The following is a 14,830-nucleotide window of genomic DNA, read 5'->3' as shown; positions in this document are numbered from 1 at the left end:
TTTGCGCTTTTATTACTTAAAGATAAATCGTCTTTCACCATGATCATTTTGCAATTCAAATAGTGCCGGATTGCTGACGAAGCGACTAAGAAGTATATAGGCTGCCTCATCTGTTATGTCATCAGGGATTGTAATTCCGCTAAATGAGACCGAAGAAATAGAGGTGTGAAAATCATACTTGAATTCATCATCCCCTGCATACACAAGTGCCAGCTTTCCTTTCCAGTCAATTTGGTAAGTTTGATGTTCAGTCTTTGTAAATTTGATTTCATGAAAGGCGGACGCATCGTGACCGAGCAAATAAACATCAAATGCAGTCAGGTCTAGATTGAGCTCTTCTTGTTGCTTCTCGGATAAAAAATCAATTTTAAATTCCATTCCGTCTAATGCGGCCAGATCAAATGGTGCCTGATCGCTTCCTACACGAAAACCTTTATTATCCCAAGCTTCGGATGACAAAGTACAGCTGTGATAGTTATTCCATACAATCTTAGCTTGCCAATCGTCTGCTTCTTCGTGATCCTCTTCTTCTAAATCGTCCTCCGAATCATCCTCATCATAATCCGCTGTTTCTAAATGAAAATCAAAATACAATCCTGCTTTTCCTTCTAAGGCCTCTTCTTCTTCATATTTGAAATGAGCCTGCCATTCAAATCGGGCTATTCGATGCCCATTTGGCCAAGGGTTATCTACAAAATAAATCCGATCCATCGTTATACACTCCTTATTTTGCATTTTCACTGTTTCAGGAAGCTTCCCTTCTTTCTAATTACAGTGGAGATTCCAATAATGTAAATGTATTCAAATTTCATTGTATAATAGAAAGATCAGTAGAAACATCCTGATTTATTACTCGCTTTCTGTGAAGACTTTGAGAATTAATATATTTAGGGGGACTGTATATGAAAAATCAGTTCTATTTGATCAATGCTTTTACTAAAGAAGCGTTTAAAGGAAATCCTGCAGCCATCGTTTTCTTGAGAGAAGAGCGAGCGGAACAATGGATGAAATTATTTGCGAGAGAGTTAAATCAGCCGATCACCACTTTTATTACAAAAGGGGACAGTGATACCTATCAACTTAGATGGTTCACACCGGCTAAAGAAATTGATTTGTGCGGGCACGGGACATTAGGAGCCGCGCACATTCTGTGGAGCGAGGGCTTTTCTTCTCCGGACGAGGTTATTACGTTTGACACAAAGTCGGGTCTCCTGCAAACAGAGCGATTAGAGCAACAAATTAGTTTAAGGTTTCCTATAAAAGAATCCGCTTATGTAGAGGCAACCGCTCAATTGCAGCGGGCTATTAATTTTCCTATAAAAGAAGCTGCCTGGGCAGAAGATCGTTATATTTTAGAGCTGGAAAGTCAAGACATGGTTCACAACACCATACCTAATATAGAAGCGGTGAAAGAGTTAGAAGGATCAGGCCTCATCATTACTAGCCGAGGAGCAGATACATACGATTTTGTATCAAGGTATTTTGCCCCCAAGATAGGAATCGATGAAGATTATGTGACTGGTTCTGCCCATTGTGCCTTGGCATCCTATTGGCGCAGCCGCCTAAACCAAGAGAAATTTATTGCCTATCAAGACTCAAAGCGCGGGGGCGGAATAAAGCTGACAATCCAAGGAGACACAGTGGAATTGAGTGGAGACTGCATTACGATGATTAAAGGACAGTTATCGTAAGAGAAAACTGGCAAACTCATTTAACTGATGTTCTTTACACATGATGAGTCATATAGTATAGACCTAAATTGGCTGTGTTCGTTTATGATGCATACGAACACAACCAATTTCAGTGTAAGGTTTCCAGATGTCATCTTAAAGATTTCTCATGAGAAATACTACGTAGTTGATAGACGTTAAAGAAGAGAAGGCAATACAGAAAGGAATGAAATCAATGAATATTACAACATTTATAGGCAGTTCTAGAAAAGAAAGCAATAGTGAACGTCTTGCAGATTTAGTAACGAAAGATATCAAACATCAAAAAATTTATTTAAAGGATTTATTTATTCAACCGATTCACGATTTGCGTCACGCGGAGGGCGGCTTTCAATCAGTAGAAGATGATTATGACATCATCATCAACGCTTTCTTAGAAAGTGACATCGTTATCTTTTCTACGCCTATCTACTGGTACACTATGTCGGGGATCATGAAAAATATGGTTGATCGGCTCAGTCAGGCCATCCGGGATGAACGGTTTCCGCAGTTCACTGAACATTTACAATCTGTAGAAGCCATCGTTCTAGCTGTCGGCGGCGATGAACCAAAAATTAAAGGACTGCCTCTTATCCAGCAATTCCAATATACGTTTGATTTCTTAAATATGCATTTTTCTACCTATATTTTAGGAGAAGGCAACCGGCCGGGTGATATCTTACAAGATCAGCAAGCGCTAATACAAGCAGAACTATTAAATAAACGATTAAAGGAGTTAAGCTAGGGAAAGCGAAACCTTCTACGCTTCATAGGAGCAATTATCTCTCCTCTATTCATGCAGTTTTGAAACATTTCTATGCGGGTAAATGGAAATCAATAACAGCAGAGGAGAGATCAAAATGATTAAACTTGAAACGGAATTGGAAGGAAAGAGGGCATTATACGGAGAAGTATGTAGCTTATTCGAACATCATGGGCTCGTCATTGGCGGGAACTGGGAATTTGATCATGGAATGTTTGATACGACCTTGTATAGTGATGGGGGAGAATCGATTTACTTGCGCCTGCCATTCGATGTAGAGTCGGGCATGCTGGATGAAGATGATGCCTTGCTCGTCTTCAAAACACCTTTTGTCATTAAGCATATCGCCAATATTGGCTTAGATGATGATGAAAGCCCGGCGCTTGCATCCACCGGGTTGGATCAATTCCAAAGTCCGGATGACAAGGATGCGCCAATACATCGGAAAACGAATTGGGCCCTAGAAGGAGAGCAAAAGATTGCTCAAATAATCGATGAAATTCAATTTAGCCAAATTTAATAGGAGAAGCATCTTTAACTGTTCATAGCAGTTTGCTTGAGCTGGATTTTATAGGCCGGCTTTTTGATTTCTCTGAGCTCGCCCAATTAACCCTGCAGTCCAGGTTGATAGAGAAGCCCCTTTTTTTCTATTTGTTTGGTTAATTCTTCAGCAAAGGGGAGATGGGGATGAATCGTATACCGGACCGGATTTGGGGTTAATCCCATTGTTTCCTGCAAAGGAAGTAATCTCAGCCAGCCCTCAAGCTGTAATGCTCTTGCGATGATAAGATCAAAGTGATCTGCGATGTCAGGAGAGCAGCCGTTTACTTCTATGAAGTGCTGCATCAAGTCATCCCATTGCTCCTGTGTCGAAACTAATTGAGTTCTCATAATGTGTTGAAATGAGTGGCACTTTCTGCAAATAAGTTGGATATCTATGAGATGGCACACCTTATTTGCAAAATCGTATTCTTCTATCTCGTGAAGATGAAGGTGCCTCATTTCCTTCCCGGCCGCAGGGACCCATCCACAAATCGAGCATTTTTTTCCTTGCTGCTCCAATACTGCCGGGCGCAATTTTTTCCTCCAAAGGTGGTCTGTGACCGTCTTTCTGACCGTATTTCCGTGAAACATTGGAGGTTTAGCTGAAGGAAGCAGCTTAAAGTTCGTTAGGTCCCATTCTTCTGTCCTCATAAAATCATCTTCCTTTCTGTAAAAGTCAAACATTCAATCAAGTGGTTGAATGGGAAACATTTAAATAAATCTTCTTACTCTATGACTGTTACCCTGCCATCTTTATATTCGAATAAATAATCGCCTTCTTCGGCTAATAGAACAGGCAAATACTGATTGATCATTTCAGCAATCCCTAAATTGTCAGGGTTCATTATCCAATCGATGTGTTTCCAATCGAGAATGCCTTCTCTTGTTTTTTTATTGGTTCATTTCCTAATGCGGGATCCACTTCAAATAAGTACACGTATAATCCATCTTTTTTTCGATCACTCGTATCCCAGGTAATAATCCCTTTTGAATAATATTGATTTACTTTGAAGCTAGTCTCCTCAAACACCTCGCGAATGGCACCCTCATCCTCTGTTTCACCCGCTTCATATTTACCGCCAACACCGTTCCACACGCCCATGATAGGCGGCTTTTTGCGGTTTAACATTAAGATCCTATCATGACTTTTAAAAAAACAAACATTGTATTTAAACACGTAATCAGTCCTCTGCTTACATTCATTTTTATCGTCTAATTATAGAATACTGTCTAAATTAAATGATCACCAGTATCAAATAGTTTATAGTAATTTTGTGGAGAGGCTGGACGATATTTACAAATTTCAATAATAATAAAGAAAGAACAAGCCCGAAAAAGCTTTATTGCTTTCTTAAATAATGGGCTCTGTTAAAGAGGCATGCTGTTTTTTTCAATTGCCGATTGTAACGGAAAGCGTCCGCTTGCAGTGAAAATCATTGTAAGTATGAAGCTGAATAATGCCAAAGAAGAAGCAAGGAAGCAGAATGATATTTAAAAGCTAATTTTAGCGAGCACTTTAGAATTTACGATACTTTGTACGATAATATGGGCAACTTTAGATTTGAATATGCGGCTAAGGTGAAGGAGGAGGAAGGTGGGACACCAGTCTTACTTTGTGTACTTTAGAGGTCTAGACTGCAATAGCCAAGGAGCCTTTATCCTATTGGCTGCCTGCCATATTCGCTGTTAGCGGGTTCGTTCAGCTCTTATATATATGATTGAACTTAAAAAATCCATTCTTTTGGAGAGAACAGGGGGAAGAAATGAGAGTTTGTATAGAGAGTTTCGAAGGTTCGTATCCTTTTTATGTTGACGAAGTATTATCTGTTTTTGGTGAGGAAGTTAAAGACTTTAATTGGGTTTTTACTGATATTGAAGGCTACATTTTTCATGAAGAGAAGGAGGTTACATTACCAGAGCTTGAAGGGGATCTCGTAGTGTTAACAGGAAGTGAACTCTATTCTATTATTCAAGAATATAACATTCTATTAATATTCGGAGTCATTACCTGTGTTAGCCTTGATTTTAATATAGATGAAGTGAATGAATTTCCTTCTATTAACGATAACAGTTACTATTGGAGCAGAAATTACAAGTCTCCGCTTAAAGAAGCAAGAATTGAATTTGGTTTTTTTGATACGACCGTTGTCATTGTAACTACTGATGAGGTAGATTTAGTTGGAAAACTCAAGAGAAGTTTCCCGGCAATGTGTACTTTTGATGCCTTTTTAGAGAAGAGTTAGAAGGAGTTGGTAAGATATATTTTATTGAAAGCCAATAAAAAATACTATATGCCAATCCATTCTTTTGGCGTTCTCATTTTCTCTGCCATTCATTAAGATTCCCGATAATAGTTATGAGGTAGTCAGATAAATTTACGGTAAAAATTTATTGAATATTCAAAATTTAGACGTTAAAATTTTAATAACTTAAATGTATTGAAAATTCATCAAGCAGGATCAAATAACTAGGAGGGAAAGCTTGTTGGCCGTGTCTGTAGAGTCTGCCGTAAAATATTCAAATCCATATAAGAAATGAGGATGACAAATGAGCAAAGTCGATCTTTTATTTAAAAACGCCAATGTACTAACATTAGACAGCAAAAATCATCGGGCTGGCTCCGTCGCAGTATCAGAAGGCAGGATTGTTGGCATTTGGAAAGAGAAGGAACCTTCAAAAAGTGAATTGGAAATAACAGCCCAAACAGATGTGGTGGATTTAAGAGGAGCCACGCTTATTCCGGGATTTATCGACACCCATAATCATATTTTGGCATACGGACAAATGAAAAACCAGTTGAACTGTGGCACGCCGCCTAACCGGACAATAAACGATATAGTGGAGGTTATTCGAGAGAAAGCCAAAGAAATACCGGCCGGAGAATGGATTCAAGGATATGGCTATGACGACACTCTTCTTCTGGAAAAGCGTCATATTACTAGAAAGGATTTAGATCAAGCGGCTCCTCATCATCCTGTTTACATTACACACACCTCCGGGCACCTGGCTGCAGTCAACTCACTGGCTTTGCAAATAGGTGGTTTAACGGACACGATTTCTGATCCACAAGGCGGACACTATGGACGAGATGAGAAAGGCCGCTTGAATGGAGTGCTGTATGAATCAGCTGCCATGCAGCCAGTTATGAATCAGATGCCTAAACTGACTGTAGATGATATGGTCAATGCATTAGGCGAAGCGGCAAAGGACTACGTAGCACAAGGAATTACAACGAATTCAGATGCAGCCATCTTCGGAAAGGATGATTTTGAAGCTCATTTAAAGGCGGCAGAAAAAGGGGTAAACCCTATGCGCACGCAATTGCTGATTATGCATCACCTTCTTCGTAAAGGAGGCATGTTCGAGGGATATTCGGCTGCTGAACTGGACAGAGAAATTAGGGAGCGCTCTGGCGGCATGGCCAGACTTGATAGTGCGAAATTGTTTCAGGATGGCTCTATTCAGGGGTTGACGGGAGCTTTGCGACAGCCATATTATCAGAATCCTGATGTTACTGGTGGTTTGATTCATCCACAGGAAGCCTTTAATGAAGAGGTGGCCGATCTTCATCAGCGCGGCTTTCGGATTGCGACCCACGGAAATGGGGACCGCGCTATTGGTTCGATAGTAGAGGCATATGAATATGCTTTATCTAAGCATCCTCGCGGCGATCATCGGCACCGCATTGAACATGTCCAGACCGCTACATCAGAGGATTTAGCAAAAATGAGGGAGCTTGGGATAGCTGGTTCGTTTTTCATTAACCATGTCTATTATTGGGGAGACCGCCATGAAAAAATCTTTTTAGGACCAGAGCGAGCAAGACGTATCAGTCCGTTAGCGGAAGCTATTAAGTTCAACTTGTTGTTTACGCTTCATTCTGATTGCCCGATTACGCCTATTTCACCGTTATTTTCTGTGTGGGCAGCAGTGAACCGTTTGAAAAAGGACGGCAGTATTCTCGGACCTGAGCAACGCATTGATGTCATCACAGCGTTAAAAGCCATGACTATTTACGGAGCCCAGCTAAACTTTGCTGAAAGCGTTTTAGGAAGTATTGAGATTGGAAAGCAGGCTGATTTTGCTGTGCTGGAGGCAGACCCTACAGCAATCCACCCAGAGGAAATTAAAGACGTTTCCATCCTCGCTACTTATATTGCCGGACAACCAGTTTATGGACATGAAGCGATAAAAACTTCCTAAACCGGCTATTAAAAGGCTGATGGCTCAAAAAATTGATTCTCATGGCAAGATAGGGACTAAGGGCAATTTACAGTATGCTGAAGCTATTTACGGACCAATAAACTTTAGGGGGAATCCATTTGAACGGATCCACATATGGTCTTAATCCAAAAATGATCATATTTTTGCTATTTATGGGTAATTTGATCTCTGGTCTGGATCGCTTTCTTATTAATTATGGAATTGTACACATCTCCAAGGATTTGCAATTGAACGCTTCTTCAACAGGATTGATATTAAGTATTTTCTTCTTGGGATATGCGATTATGCAGCTTCCCGGTGGATGGTTAGCTGATCGATTTGGTGCTAAATTAATACTTTTCCTTTCCATCGTTGGTTTTTCCCTGTTCACTGGCTTGACAGGATTAGCTTGGTCGCTTGCTTCGCTCATTGCCATTCGCTTTATTTTTGGCTTGGCAGAAGGCAGTTTTTTCCCTGCAGGGGCAAAATTAATTTCTTCCACCATTCCTCAAGAGCAAAGATCTCGGGCGATGTCTTTTTATCTTTCCGCACTGACGATTGCAGGTGTTGCCGCGCCTTTATTAGCTACAACGATGCTTCTTCAAATTGGCTGGCGGATGATGTTCGTGGTCATTGGGGTGTGCGGCTCTTTAATCGGCTTGTTGTATTGGTATTACTTAAAGCCGAAAAGAGAGCGTCCGCACCAGGAGAGCTCACCATCAATGGCTGAACAAGCCGAGCCCCCGGTAAAAGGTGTATTTAAAGTGTTGTTGAAAAATCCTATTGTATGGAGCTTAATGATAGCCTCTTTTGCCTACGGTTTTATTAGCTGGGGAACTGCCTCGTGGGTGCCGACTTATTTGGTAAATGAACGAGGGCTTAATTTGCGGGCTTTAGGTATCTTACAAATGATTCCTGCTGTCACGGGATTTGGTTTCTTTCTTCTAGCTGGTTATGTACTGGATAGAGTCAAGTCTGGCAATGAAAAATGGTTTGGAGCTGTTGCTGGAATAGGAATTGCAGTGATGGTGTATTTAATGTTCAATGCCCAGACGATTACAGGGTTAGTGATCTATCAATCGATATTGCCTATGTTCGCGGGGGTGCTATCAGTTGTTATTTTTAGCTTGCCGATCAAGCGCCTGCCAGAGGCGGTGGGTGGATCAGCTGTCGGAATGATTAACCTTGGTATGCAGGTAGCCGGTTTTGTTGCTCCGATATCAATCGGCTTTATGATTGATCTTTTTAACGGTTCCTATGACGGAGTCGTCTGGCTGCTCGTTGCCTTTGGCATTGTTTGTTGTTTAGCTTTCCTTACACTTACTTCGGATAAGGAAAATAGGGTGGAAGAGAATATTGAAACAAAAATTCCAATAAGCAGATAAAAAAAGGAGGAGAGTTGTTGGAAACAACTCTCCTCCTTTTATACTTTATAAGCTACCTCATTTGTCGCTAACGCACGTTCTTTACAACGTGTTTTTTAGGGAAGGCTGGTTTTACCTCAGCAATTAAGATCGCTGTCATAATTAGTACAGCTCCTATTACCATCCGTGCCGTTAATACTTCATGTAAAATTAAAACAGATAACAGCATACCGAAAAATGACTCTGTCGATAGGATAATGGCTGCCTTTGTAGCTGTGGCATACTGATGGGCAATATTTTGAAAAAGATAGGCAATCGCTGTTGAAAAAACCGCTAAATATCCAATTGAGTATAGCGCTTCTTTCTCAATGGTTGTTGGTATGTCGCCTCGAATGAAGACAACAACTATGCTAATCAGCGTAGCTGTGATGAATTGCATCATTGTCAGTGAAATGGCATCCTCTTTTTGAACAAAAAGATTCGTATAAAAAATATCAAAGGCAAAGGCAAAGGCGCACACAAGCGACAATGTATCACCTATATTGATGGTCATGGAACCTTGCAATGATAAAAAACCGATCCCTACAAGAGCCATGATTGAGCCGGCTACCTCATATCGATCAAGCTTGCGCTTGTAAATGAGATAAGCAATAAGCGGTACCACCACAACATTGACGGCTGTTAAAAAGGCATTTTTCGAAGGGGTAGTGTATTGCAAACCGACTGTCTGTAAAGCAAAGGCAATATATAAAATGGTTCCTAAAACGGCTCCTTTCCATAGGACCGATTTAGTGAATTTTTTAAATTTATATCCAAACAGCAGTGCAAGGATGAGTGTAGCTAAAGTAAATCTTCCTGCCATTACTTGATAAGCGTTTAAATATTCGAGTGCCATGGCAGTGACAACAAATCCGCTTCCCCAAATAACTGCTGTAATTAGCAGCATTCCGTCCCCTATATATTGTTTCATCTCTTCTCCTCCTGACTAAAATAAGGATATCATGAGAAGGGATACAATGATTTAAGTGTTTTTCTAAATTTTTGAGTTTATTTTTGGACGGATTCCAATGTTACAGTCTTTTCTTCGATCGTTTGGAGCAGCAAGTATAATGTCACTGCTGAAGATAAATTTTCATAAAAAACGAGATCGTTGCTAACAGGGTCTATTAATTGGCGTATTTTCGCCAGACGGTAACGAATCGTGTTGGGGTGACAGTGATGGACGGAAGCTACTTCTTTTACATTCCCTTTTTTTATCACAAAGGTGATCGCAGTATTTAGTAAGTCCCGGTCTGATTCTTTCTCCAGCAGCGCTCCCAAGTACGTTTTTACATAATTGTCCGCGAATTGCCCATCTTTTCGATAAAGCTCAATCAACAGCCGAACAGACGCCAGCTGCTTATAATGGCAAACAGGACGGCTCTCAATTTCGGCAATAATACGGGCATAGTAAGCTTCTTTGACGGCTAGGTGGAGCCCGGTCTGCGTAAGGTGAGCCTGACTGTAACCAATTGTTAATGCACCTGATGGAATCGCATAGATCGCCATCCATTCCTTTAGTATGTTTTCAAATTGCAGCTGCTTGTTTCTGTCTGTAAAAATGACGAGCACACTTTGTTTGTATGTAGAAACAATGCCCGATTTTAAAAAAGAATCCAGGCGGGAAAAGGCAGACATCCATTCGTCGCTATCCGTCTGTTTCATATGAATATTCGCCGCAAACGCATAGTGGTCGAATGATTTATTTAGTTGCTGTAGAAAGGTCTGTATTTGATCAGCTGCTACCTCCTCTTCAATGAGGCAGCGCATCATATTTTCTAAAAAGAGCGCATGATCACTTTTCTTTATATGGTTCACCACTTCTAGAATGATGTCCTCAAAAAACTCATCTCCGCCGAAGCGCAAAATGGGGAAGTTGTGTTCATTTGCAAAAGCTAGAACATCATCGGGTAGATCTTTAAAAACGACTGGCTTATAGGCTAAGGCACTTACCTTTAAGTCAATCAGTTTTTTCACCGTGTCAATCAAACATCCGGGATTTTGATTAGCAAATAACAAGCTGCTGAGTACGAGGCTATGGGGGTTGAAGATCGTATCCCTTACTTGCTGAATACCTGCAGCAAATTCAAAGTCTAAAATTTCGACAGTCTGAATGACATTGCGCAATGCATTACGGCCGGCTACCACAGAAAAATCCTTTGCCACTGGCAACTGCAAAAAATCCCTTACCATCATTGCCCATCATCCTTTCAAGTAACGTAGGTAACTTAATTATAAAGCATACAAGCGTGATGAAAGGAGACACAAATTAAGCAGAAAGGCCTTAAGTATGTGTATAGTCCCTCATCCTTTCCATATTAAGAAAGCAGGTGAGCGTGTAGATAATCCCAAATGCTTTTGCCGATTAATATAACCGTCATCCCGATAAATAGTACTTTAACATAGGCAGCACCGCTTCTAATGGCTACTCTTGACCCTGCGAGTGCTCCTATGATCATCGCTATGCCCATAGGTATTCCATAAGCGAAATGAACGGAACCAAATAAAATAAATGTAATGAGTGCAGCCAAGTTACTCCCGAAGTTTAATACTTTTGCATTCCCGGCTGCTTCAACAAAATCAAATCCCAAAATTAAAAAAGCAAAGAGAAGGAATGAACCCGTTCCCGCGCCTAGAAACCCATCATAAAACCCAATAATGAATGCCGCAAAAATAATAAATAGCGTCATTTTAAAGGACAGCTTTGTAAAAGTGGATTCCATTCCCCAATCTTTTTTGAACAGCGTATAGATCGTTACTAGAATTAAGAGTATTAAGATGAGTGGTTTTAAAAATTCTGATGGGATAAGCTGAACTATATAAACACCTATTCCAGATCCTATGATCGACAAAGGAAGTAGCTTCAGAACCAATTGCTTCTTGACCTTTCCTGAACGCAAGAAAGAAATGGTGCTTGTTAAGGCGCCCATCGTGGCGGCCAGTTTGTTCGTTCCTAAGGCGATAGACGGGGGAAGCCCGGTAAATAGTAAAGCAGGAATGGAAATGAGCCCGCCGCCTCCAACTACAGAATCAATAAAAGCAGCAGCAAAGCCCGCTACCATTAAAAAAGTTAACAGACCGAAGTGAATCTCTTCCATACAAATCCCCCTCCAATATGCGTATATTTTAACAGAAAGTGGGTTGAGGTGAGAGAGGGGATATCGACTTGTTTTCTGACATGCTAAAGCCTGATCTGCCTTTCGAGATGCGCTTCTTTCACTTTCCTTCATCGAAAGAAGCGATCATGGAATTGATTAATGAATGGTTTATCCAAAAGGTTGTGCCGATAAAAAATAACCCCGTCCAATTCATTACTTGGCCGGGGTGAGCTGTCATTATGCGTAAGAATGCAATCCAGAGATGATTAAATTAACAAATACTTGATTGAAAATAATAATTCCAAAGCCTATGATAGCCATCCAGGCCGTCCTTTCACCTTCCCATCCCTTGCCAATTCTCAGGTGAAGCAAAGCAGCATAAAATAAAAAAGTGATAAGTGCCCATACTTCTTTTGGATCCCAGCCCCAAAACCGGCTCCAGGCCATTTGGGCCCAAATCATGGCGAATATCAAGCCGCCAAGAGCAAATAAAGGAAAGCCAATAACCACTGACCTGTAGGTAACCTCATCCATCAAGTCAATATTTACTCTTTGTGAAAAGGGCTTTAACAAAGAAGTGATTTTGCGTTTAGTTGTTAAGCGGATGAGTGCATAAATTAGGGTCCCAGTGAAAAATGACCAAAGAATTGCGTTTAATTTTTTAGCATCTATAAAAACCGGTATTTCAATGAGACCATTTTTATGATTAAGAACTTTTGTGCTATTTGGTGACTCTATAACAACCGATCCTTTAGGAACAGTGATAGCAGGTAACTGATATTGATAGACCTCCACTTGTTGCTGTTGGTTCTCGAATCGCAAGCTCTTGGTATAATCTGTTACATTAAAGGACGTCGTAATAATGATAAATCCTAAAACGACTGTTAAAAAATACATAATTAATTCTAAAAAAAATGTTTGCTTGCTTTTTCGGTGTGGATCAACAGTTTTCAATAAAAAAATTAATCCTGTAATAAATGATATGGATAAAACGGCACTAGAAAAAGCAACGGTAATGACATGTATCGTTAGCCATTTGCTTTGGAGAGCCGGAATCAGAGGAGAAACTTCTTTTGAAAAAGCATTTGCATAACCAAGGACCAGCAAAGATATGGGAAGAACAAAGAGACCTATTACACTCTGGCGGTATATATAATACATGATTAAGAAACTGCCCACCAACATGATTCCAAAGAAAGTCATAAATTCATAAAGGTTGCTTACAGGAGCGTGTCCGGAAGCATACCATCTACTCGCAAAATATACTAGCTGCAAGAGAAATCCAGTTATTGTTAGTAAAAGCCCGATTTGAGAAAAAATCTTCTTTTTTGATTTTACTGATAATCCCCACGGCACAATAGCAACTAAATAGATGAGAAAAGAAATATATAACGCTGTACTGCTTAAATCAATTAATGAATAGGTAGACATTTCAAACCCCCTAAATTTCATGTGGCTGTAGATACTTTTTTGCCATTTGAATTCGCTTTCTTTTATGTATATAGAATCAGTATAGCTTCTTATCTTCCATTTTTGGTAATATGTGTGTGAAAATTATGTGTCCCAAATAATTGTGATTTCCACTAAAGATTCTGATACTCTAAATATCAAGGATAGCTTAACTACCTGATGCAATCATTAATTAACACATAACTTAAATGAATGAGAAAGGCGAGTCGCAACAATAATTGTTTAATTTTTTCCTGAAATTATTGATGACGGCTCTTTTTAATAGATATCCTGTCAATTATTCAGGGGGATAAGGCAGACAGAAAAACTTACACAAAGAAAAGAGGGCGAGGGAATGGAGCATAAAACTGAGGGGGCGGTTGCTAGAGTTAATCAGGAGGGGCGATGGGACAGCTATATTGATTCACCCGAGAAGCAGCACCAGCTCTACCGGCGGACGTTAATGATTGTCATTCTTTCACAAATTTTTGGCGGGGCAGGGCTTGCAGCGGGAATCACTGTTGGCGCTCTTCTCGCCCAAAGTATGTTAGGAACAGATAGTTTTGCCGGAGTGCCGACAGCGTTGTTTACTCTTGGCTCTGCTGGTGCCGCTCTGTTTGTAGGCCGGCTTTCTCAGCGATTTGGACGCCGTTTAGGGCTTGGAGCAGGATTCTTAGCGGGCGGCATTGGTGCCATTGGAGTCGTTATATCGGCGGTAACAAGCAATGTTATCCTGCTTTTTATTTCGTTGTTCGTCTATGGAGCCGGGACTGCCACAAACTTGCAAGCGCGCTATGCCGGTACGGATTTAGCCAGTTCTACACAGCGGGCAACAGCGGTGAGTATGGCAATGGTGTCTACGACACTCGGTGCGGTGGCAGGCCCAAATCTGGTTGGTGTTACAGGGCGATTTGCTACATCTATTGGTGTTCCTGCATTATCTGGACCATTTATTCTGGCGGCGGCAGCCTACATTCTTGCCGGTTTGGTGCTTCTTTTCTTGCTGCGCCCCGATCCTTTTGTTGTGGCAAGAGCTATTGAAGAAAGGCGCATAATGAATGAACCTGATATTTCGGCTAAAAAGGCCGCTGTACCTGCTGCCAATAGTCGAGGAGTTATTGTGGGGGCAACAGTCATGGTCTTAACGCAAATAGTGATGGTGGCAATTATGACCATGACGCCAGTCCATATGCGTCACCACGGACATGGATTAAATGAGGTGGGGCTTGTGATTGGTATTCATGTTGGTGCCATGTACCTTCCCTCTCTTGTGACCGGTCTTCTTGTTGATAAGGTTGGACGCATGGCTATGGCGATTGCTTCTGGCATTACTCTGCTTGCAGCTGGAGGATTGGCAGCTCTAGAACCTGCTAATTCAATGTTTCTGTTGATTACTGCACTTGCTTTGCTGGGGCTTGGTTGGAATTTTGGGCTGATTAGCGGGACAGCGCTTATTGTTGATGCTACTCACCCGTCTACACGGGCGAAGACACAAGGGACGGTTGATGTGTTAATCGCTTTATCAGGAGCAGCAGGTGGAGGACTTTCAGGAGTGATTGCTGCTCATTCAAGCTATGCCACTCTTTCGATAACCGGCGGTCTTCTTTCTTTCTTGCTTATCCCAGTTGTTATTTGGTCACGGAGAAGCCGCATTTGAAGAAA

The 14,830-nt window shown here is 41.0% G+C and carries 15 protein-coding genes; 8 read left to right on the top strand and 7 right to left on the bottom strand.

Translation table 11 applies throughout. The annotated features are described in order from the left end of the window. Nucleotides 1-12 precede the first annotated feature (12 nt). A complete protein-coding gene (locus ACH0BF_RS21490) occupies nucleotides 13-711 on the bottom strand; it encodes a hypothetical protein (RefSeq protein ID WP_340851278.1) in 699 nt (232 codons plus the stop codon). Nucleotides 712-902: 191 nt separating this feature from the next. On the opposite strand from ACH0BF_RS21490, the gene ACH0BF_RS21485 reads away from it, so the two are divergent. The 3 genes from ACH0BF_RS21485 to ACH0BF_RS21475 all read left to right on the top strand — a co-directional run bounded on the left by ACH0BF_RS21485 (nucleotide 903) and on the right by ACH0BF_RS21475 (nucleotide 2,992). Then, a complete protein-coding gene (locus ACH0BF_RS21485; RefSeq protein ID WP_340851277.1) occupies nucleotides 903-1,691 on the top strand; it encodes a PhzF family phenazine biosynthesis protein in 789 nt (262 codons plus the stop codon). Between the two features lie 214 nt (nucleotides 1,692-1,905). Beyond that, complete coding sequence (locus tag ACH0BF_RS21480; RefSeq protein WP_120036133.1) at nucleotides 1,906-2,454, top strand: flavodoxin family protein; 549 nt, start codon at nucleotides 1,906-1,908, stop codon at nucleotides 2,452-2,454. Between the two features lie 115 nt (nucleotides 2,455-2,569). Then, the gene (locus ACH0BF_RS21475) at nucleotides 2,570-2,992 is read left to right on the top strand and encodes a YugN family protein (RefSeq protein ID WP_120036134.1); all 423 of its coding nucleotides are present in this window, start codon (nucleotides 2,570-2,572) and stop codon (nucleotides 2,990-2,992) included. Nucleotides 2,993-3,078: 86 nt separating this feature from the next. Here the strand turns inward: ACH0BF_RS21475 and ACH0BF_RS21470 are convergent, their stop codons facing one another. Together ACH0BF_RS21470 and ACH0BF_RS21465 are read right to left on the bottom strand one after the other, a co-directional pair. After that, complete coding sequence (locus ACH0BF_RS21470) at nucleotides 3,079-3,666, bottom strand: hypothetical protein (RefSeq protein ID WP_120036135.1); 588 nt, start codon at nucleotides 3,664-3,666, stop codon at nucleotides 3,079-3,081. 193 nt (nucleotides 3,667-3,859) lie between these two features. Next, complete coding sequence (locus tag ACH0BF_RS21465; RefSeq protein WP_259455685.1) at nucleotides 3,860-4,144, bottom strand: NUDIX domain-containing protein; 285 nt, start codon at nucleotides 4,142-4,144, stop codon at nucleotides 3,860-3,862. A 634-nt stretch (nucleotides 4,145-4,778) separates the two neighbouring features. On the opposite strand from ACH0BF_RS21465, the gene ACH0BF_RS21460 reads away from it, so the two are divergent. From ACH0BF_RS21460 to ACH0BF_RS21450, 3 genes are all read left to right on the top strand, one after another. Continuing rightward, on the top strand, nucleotides 4,779-5,258 hold the full coding sequence (locus tag ACH0BF_RS21460; protein WP_406910244.1) for a hypothetical protein: 480 nt from the start codon (nucleotides 4,779-4,781) through the stop codon (nucleotides 5,256-5,258). A gap of 304 nt (nucleotides 5,259-5,562) precedes the next feature. Beyond that, on the top strand, nucleotides 5,563-7,218 hold the full coding sequence (locus ACH0BF_RS21455; protein WP_406910243.1) for an amidohydrolase: 1,656 nt from the start codon (nucleotides 5,563-5,565) through the stop codon (nucleotides 7,216-7,218). 119 nt (nucleotides 7,219-7,337) lie between these two features. Next, nucleotides 7,338-8,603 carry an MFS transporter gene (locus ACH0BF_RS21450; RefSeq protein WP_340851270.1) on the top strand — a complete coding sequence of 422 codons (1,266 nt, stop codon included), beginning with the start codon at nucleotides 7,338-7,340 and terminating at the stop codon, nucleotides 8,601-8,603. A gap of 67 nt (nucleotides 8,604-8,670) precedes the next feature. Here the strand turns inward: ACH0BF_RS21450 and ACH0BF_RS21445 are convergent, their stop codons facing one another. The 3 genes from ACH0BF_RS21445 to ACH0BF_RS21435 all read right to left on the bottom strand — a co-directional run bounded on the left by ACH0BF_RS21445 (nucleotide 8,671) and on the right by ACH0BF_RS21435 (nucleotide 11,719). Further along, entirely contained in the window at nucleotides 8,671-9,552 is an 882-nt protein-coding gene (locus ACH0BF_RS21445) for a DMT family transporter (RefSeq protein WP_120036139.1), read from the bottom strand. A 77-nt stretch (nucleotides 9,553-9,629) separates the two neighbouring features. Then, nucleotides 9,630-10,817 (bottom strand): PucR family transcriptional regulator, encoded by a 1,188-nt coding sequence (locus ACH0BF_RS21440; protein WP_406910242.1) that lies wholly within the window; start codon nucleotides 10,815-10,817, stop codon nucleotides 9,630-9,632. A gap of 122 nt (nucleotides 10,818-10,939) precedes the next feature. Next, nucleotides 10,940-11,719 (bottom strand): sulfite exporter TauE/SafE family protein, encoded by a 780-nt coding sequence (locus ACH0BF_RS21435; RefSeq protein WP_406910241.1) that lies wholly within the window; start codon nucleotides 11,717-11,719, stop codon nucleotides 10,940-10,942. Nucleotides 11,720-11,787: 68 nt separating this feature from the next. Here ACH0BF_RS21435 and ACH0BF_RS21430 point away from each other — a divergent pair, with 68 nt between their 5' ends. Beyond that, nucleotides 11,788-11,949, top strand: coding sequence for a hypothetical protein (locus ACH0BF_RS21430; RefSeq protein WP_340851266.1), 162 nt, complete (start codon nucleotides 11,788-11,790; stop codon nucleotides 11,947-11,949). Between the two features lie 7 nt (nucleotides 11,950-11,956). On the opposite strand, the gene ccsB is transcribed toward ACH0BF_RS21430, so the two are convergent. Continuing rightward, nucleotides 11,957-13,150 (bottom strand): c-type cytochrome biogenesis protein CcsB, encoded by a 1,194-nt coding sequence (gene ccsB, locus ACH0BF_RS21425; protein WP_340851264.1) that lies wholly within the window; start codon nucleotides 13,148-13,150, stop codon nucleotides 11,957-11,959. Between the two features lie 373 nt (nucleotides 13,151-13,523). On the opposite strand from ccsB, the gene ACH0BF_RS21420 reads away from it, so the two are divergent. Beyond that, entirely contained in the window at nucleotides 13,524-14,825 is a 1,302-nt protein-coding gene (locus ACH0BF_RS21420; RefSeq protein ID WP_406910240.1) for an MFS transporter, read from the top strand. Nucleotides 14,826-14,830: the final 5 nt, after the last annotated feature.

Origin of the sequence: Pseudobacillus sp. 179-B 2D1 NHS (assembly GCF_045370945.1) — a bacterium.
GTDB lineage: Bacteria > Bacillota > Bacilli > Bacillales > Domibacillaceae > Pseudobacillus.
Note: the sequence above shows the minus strand (reverse complement) of the source record. Positions and strands in the feature narration are given on the sequence as shown.

Bases quoted from the DNA above. Each gene is read 5' to 3' on its own strand.
- ACH0BF_RS21490 (WP_340851278.1), bottom strand. From the start codon at position 711: ATGGATCGGATTTATTTTGTAGATAACCCTTGGCCAAATGGGCATCGA.
- ACH0BF_RS21485 (WP_340851277.1), top strand. From the start codon at position 903: ATGAAAAATCAGTTCTATTTGATCAATGCTTTTACTAAAGAAGCGTTT.
- ACH0BF_RS21480 (WP_120036133.1), top strand. From the start codon at position 1,906: ATGAATATTACAACATTTATAGGCAGTTCTAGAAAAGAAAGCAATAGT.
- ACH0BF_RS21475 (WP_120036134.1), top strand. From the start codon at position 2,570: ATGATTAAACTTGAAACGGAATTGGAAGGAAAGAGGGCATTATACGGA.
- ACH0BF_RS21470 (WP_120036135.1), bottom strand. From the start codon at position 3,666: ATGAGGACAGAAGAATGGGACCTAACGAACTTTAAGCTGCTTCCTTCA.
- ACH0BF_RS21465 (WP_259455685.1), bottom strand. From the start codon at position 4,144: ATGTTAAACCGCAAAAAGCCGCCTATCATGGGCGTGTGGAACGGTGTT.
- ACH0BF_RS21460 (WP_406910244.1), top strand. From the start codon at position 4,779: ATGAGAGTTTGTATAGAGAGTTTCGAAGGTTCGTATCCTTTTTATGTT.
- ACH0BF_RS21455 (WP_406910243.1), top strand. From the start codon at position 5,563: ATGAGCAAAGTCGATCTTTTATTTAAAAACGCCAATGTACTAACATTA.
- ACH0BF_RS21445 (WP_120036139.1), bottom strand. From the start codon at position 9,552: ATGAAACAATATATAGGGGACGGAATGCTGCTAATTACAGCAGTTATT.
- ACH0BF_RS21440 (WP_406910242.1), bottom strand. From the start codon at position 10,817: ATGATGGTAAGGGATTTTTTGCAGTTGCCAGTGGCAAAGGATTTTTCT.
- ACH0BF_RS21435 (WP_406910241.1), bottom strand. From the start codon at position 11,719: ATGGAAGAGATTCACTTCGGTCTGTTAACTTTTTTAATGGTAGCGGGC.
- ccsB (WP_340851264.1), bottom strand. From the start codon at position 13,150: ATGTCTACCTATTCATTAATTGATTTAAGCAGTACAGCGTTATATATT.
- ACH0BF_RS21420 (WP_406910240.1), top strand. From the start codon at position 13,524: ATGGAGCATAAAACTGAGGGGGCGGTTGCTAGAGTTAATCAGGAGGGG.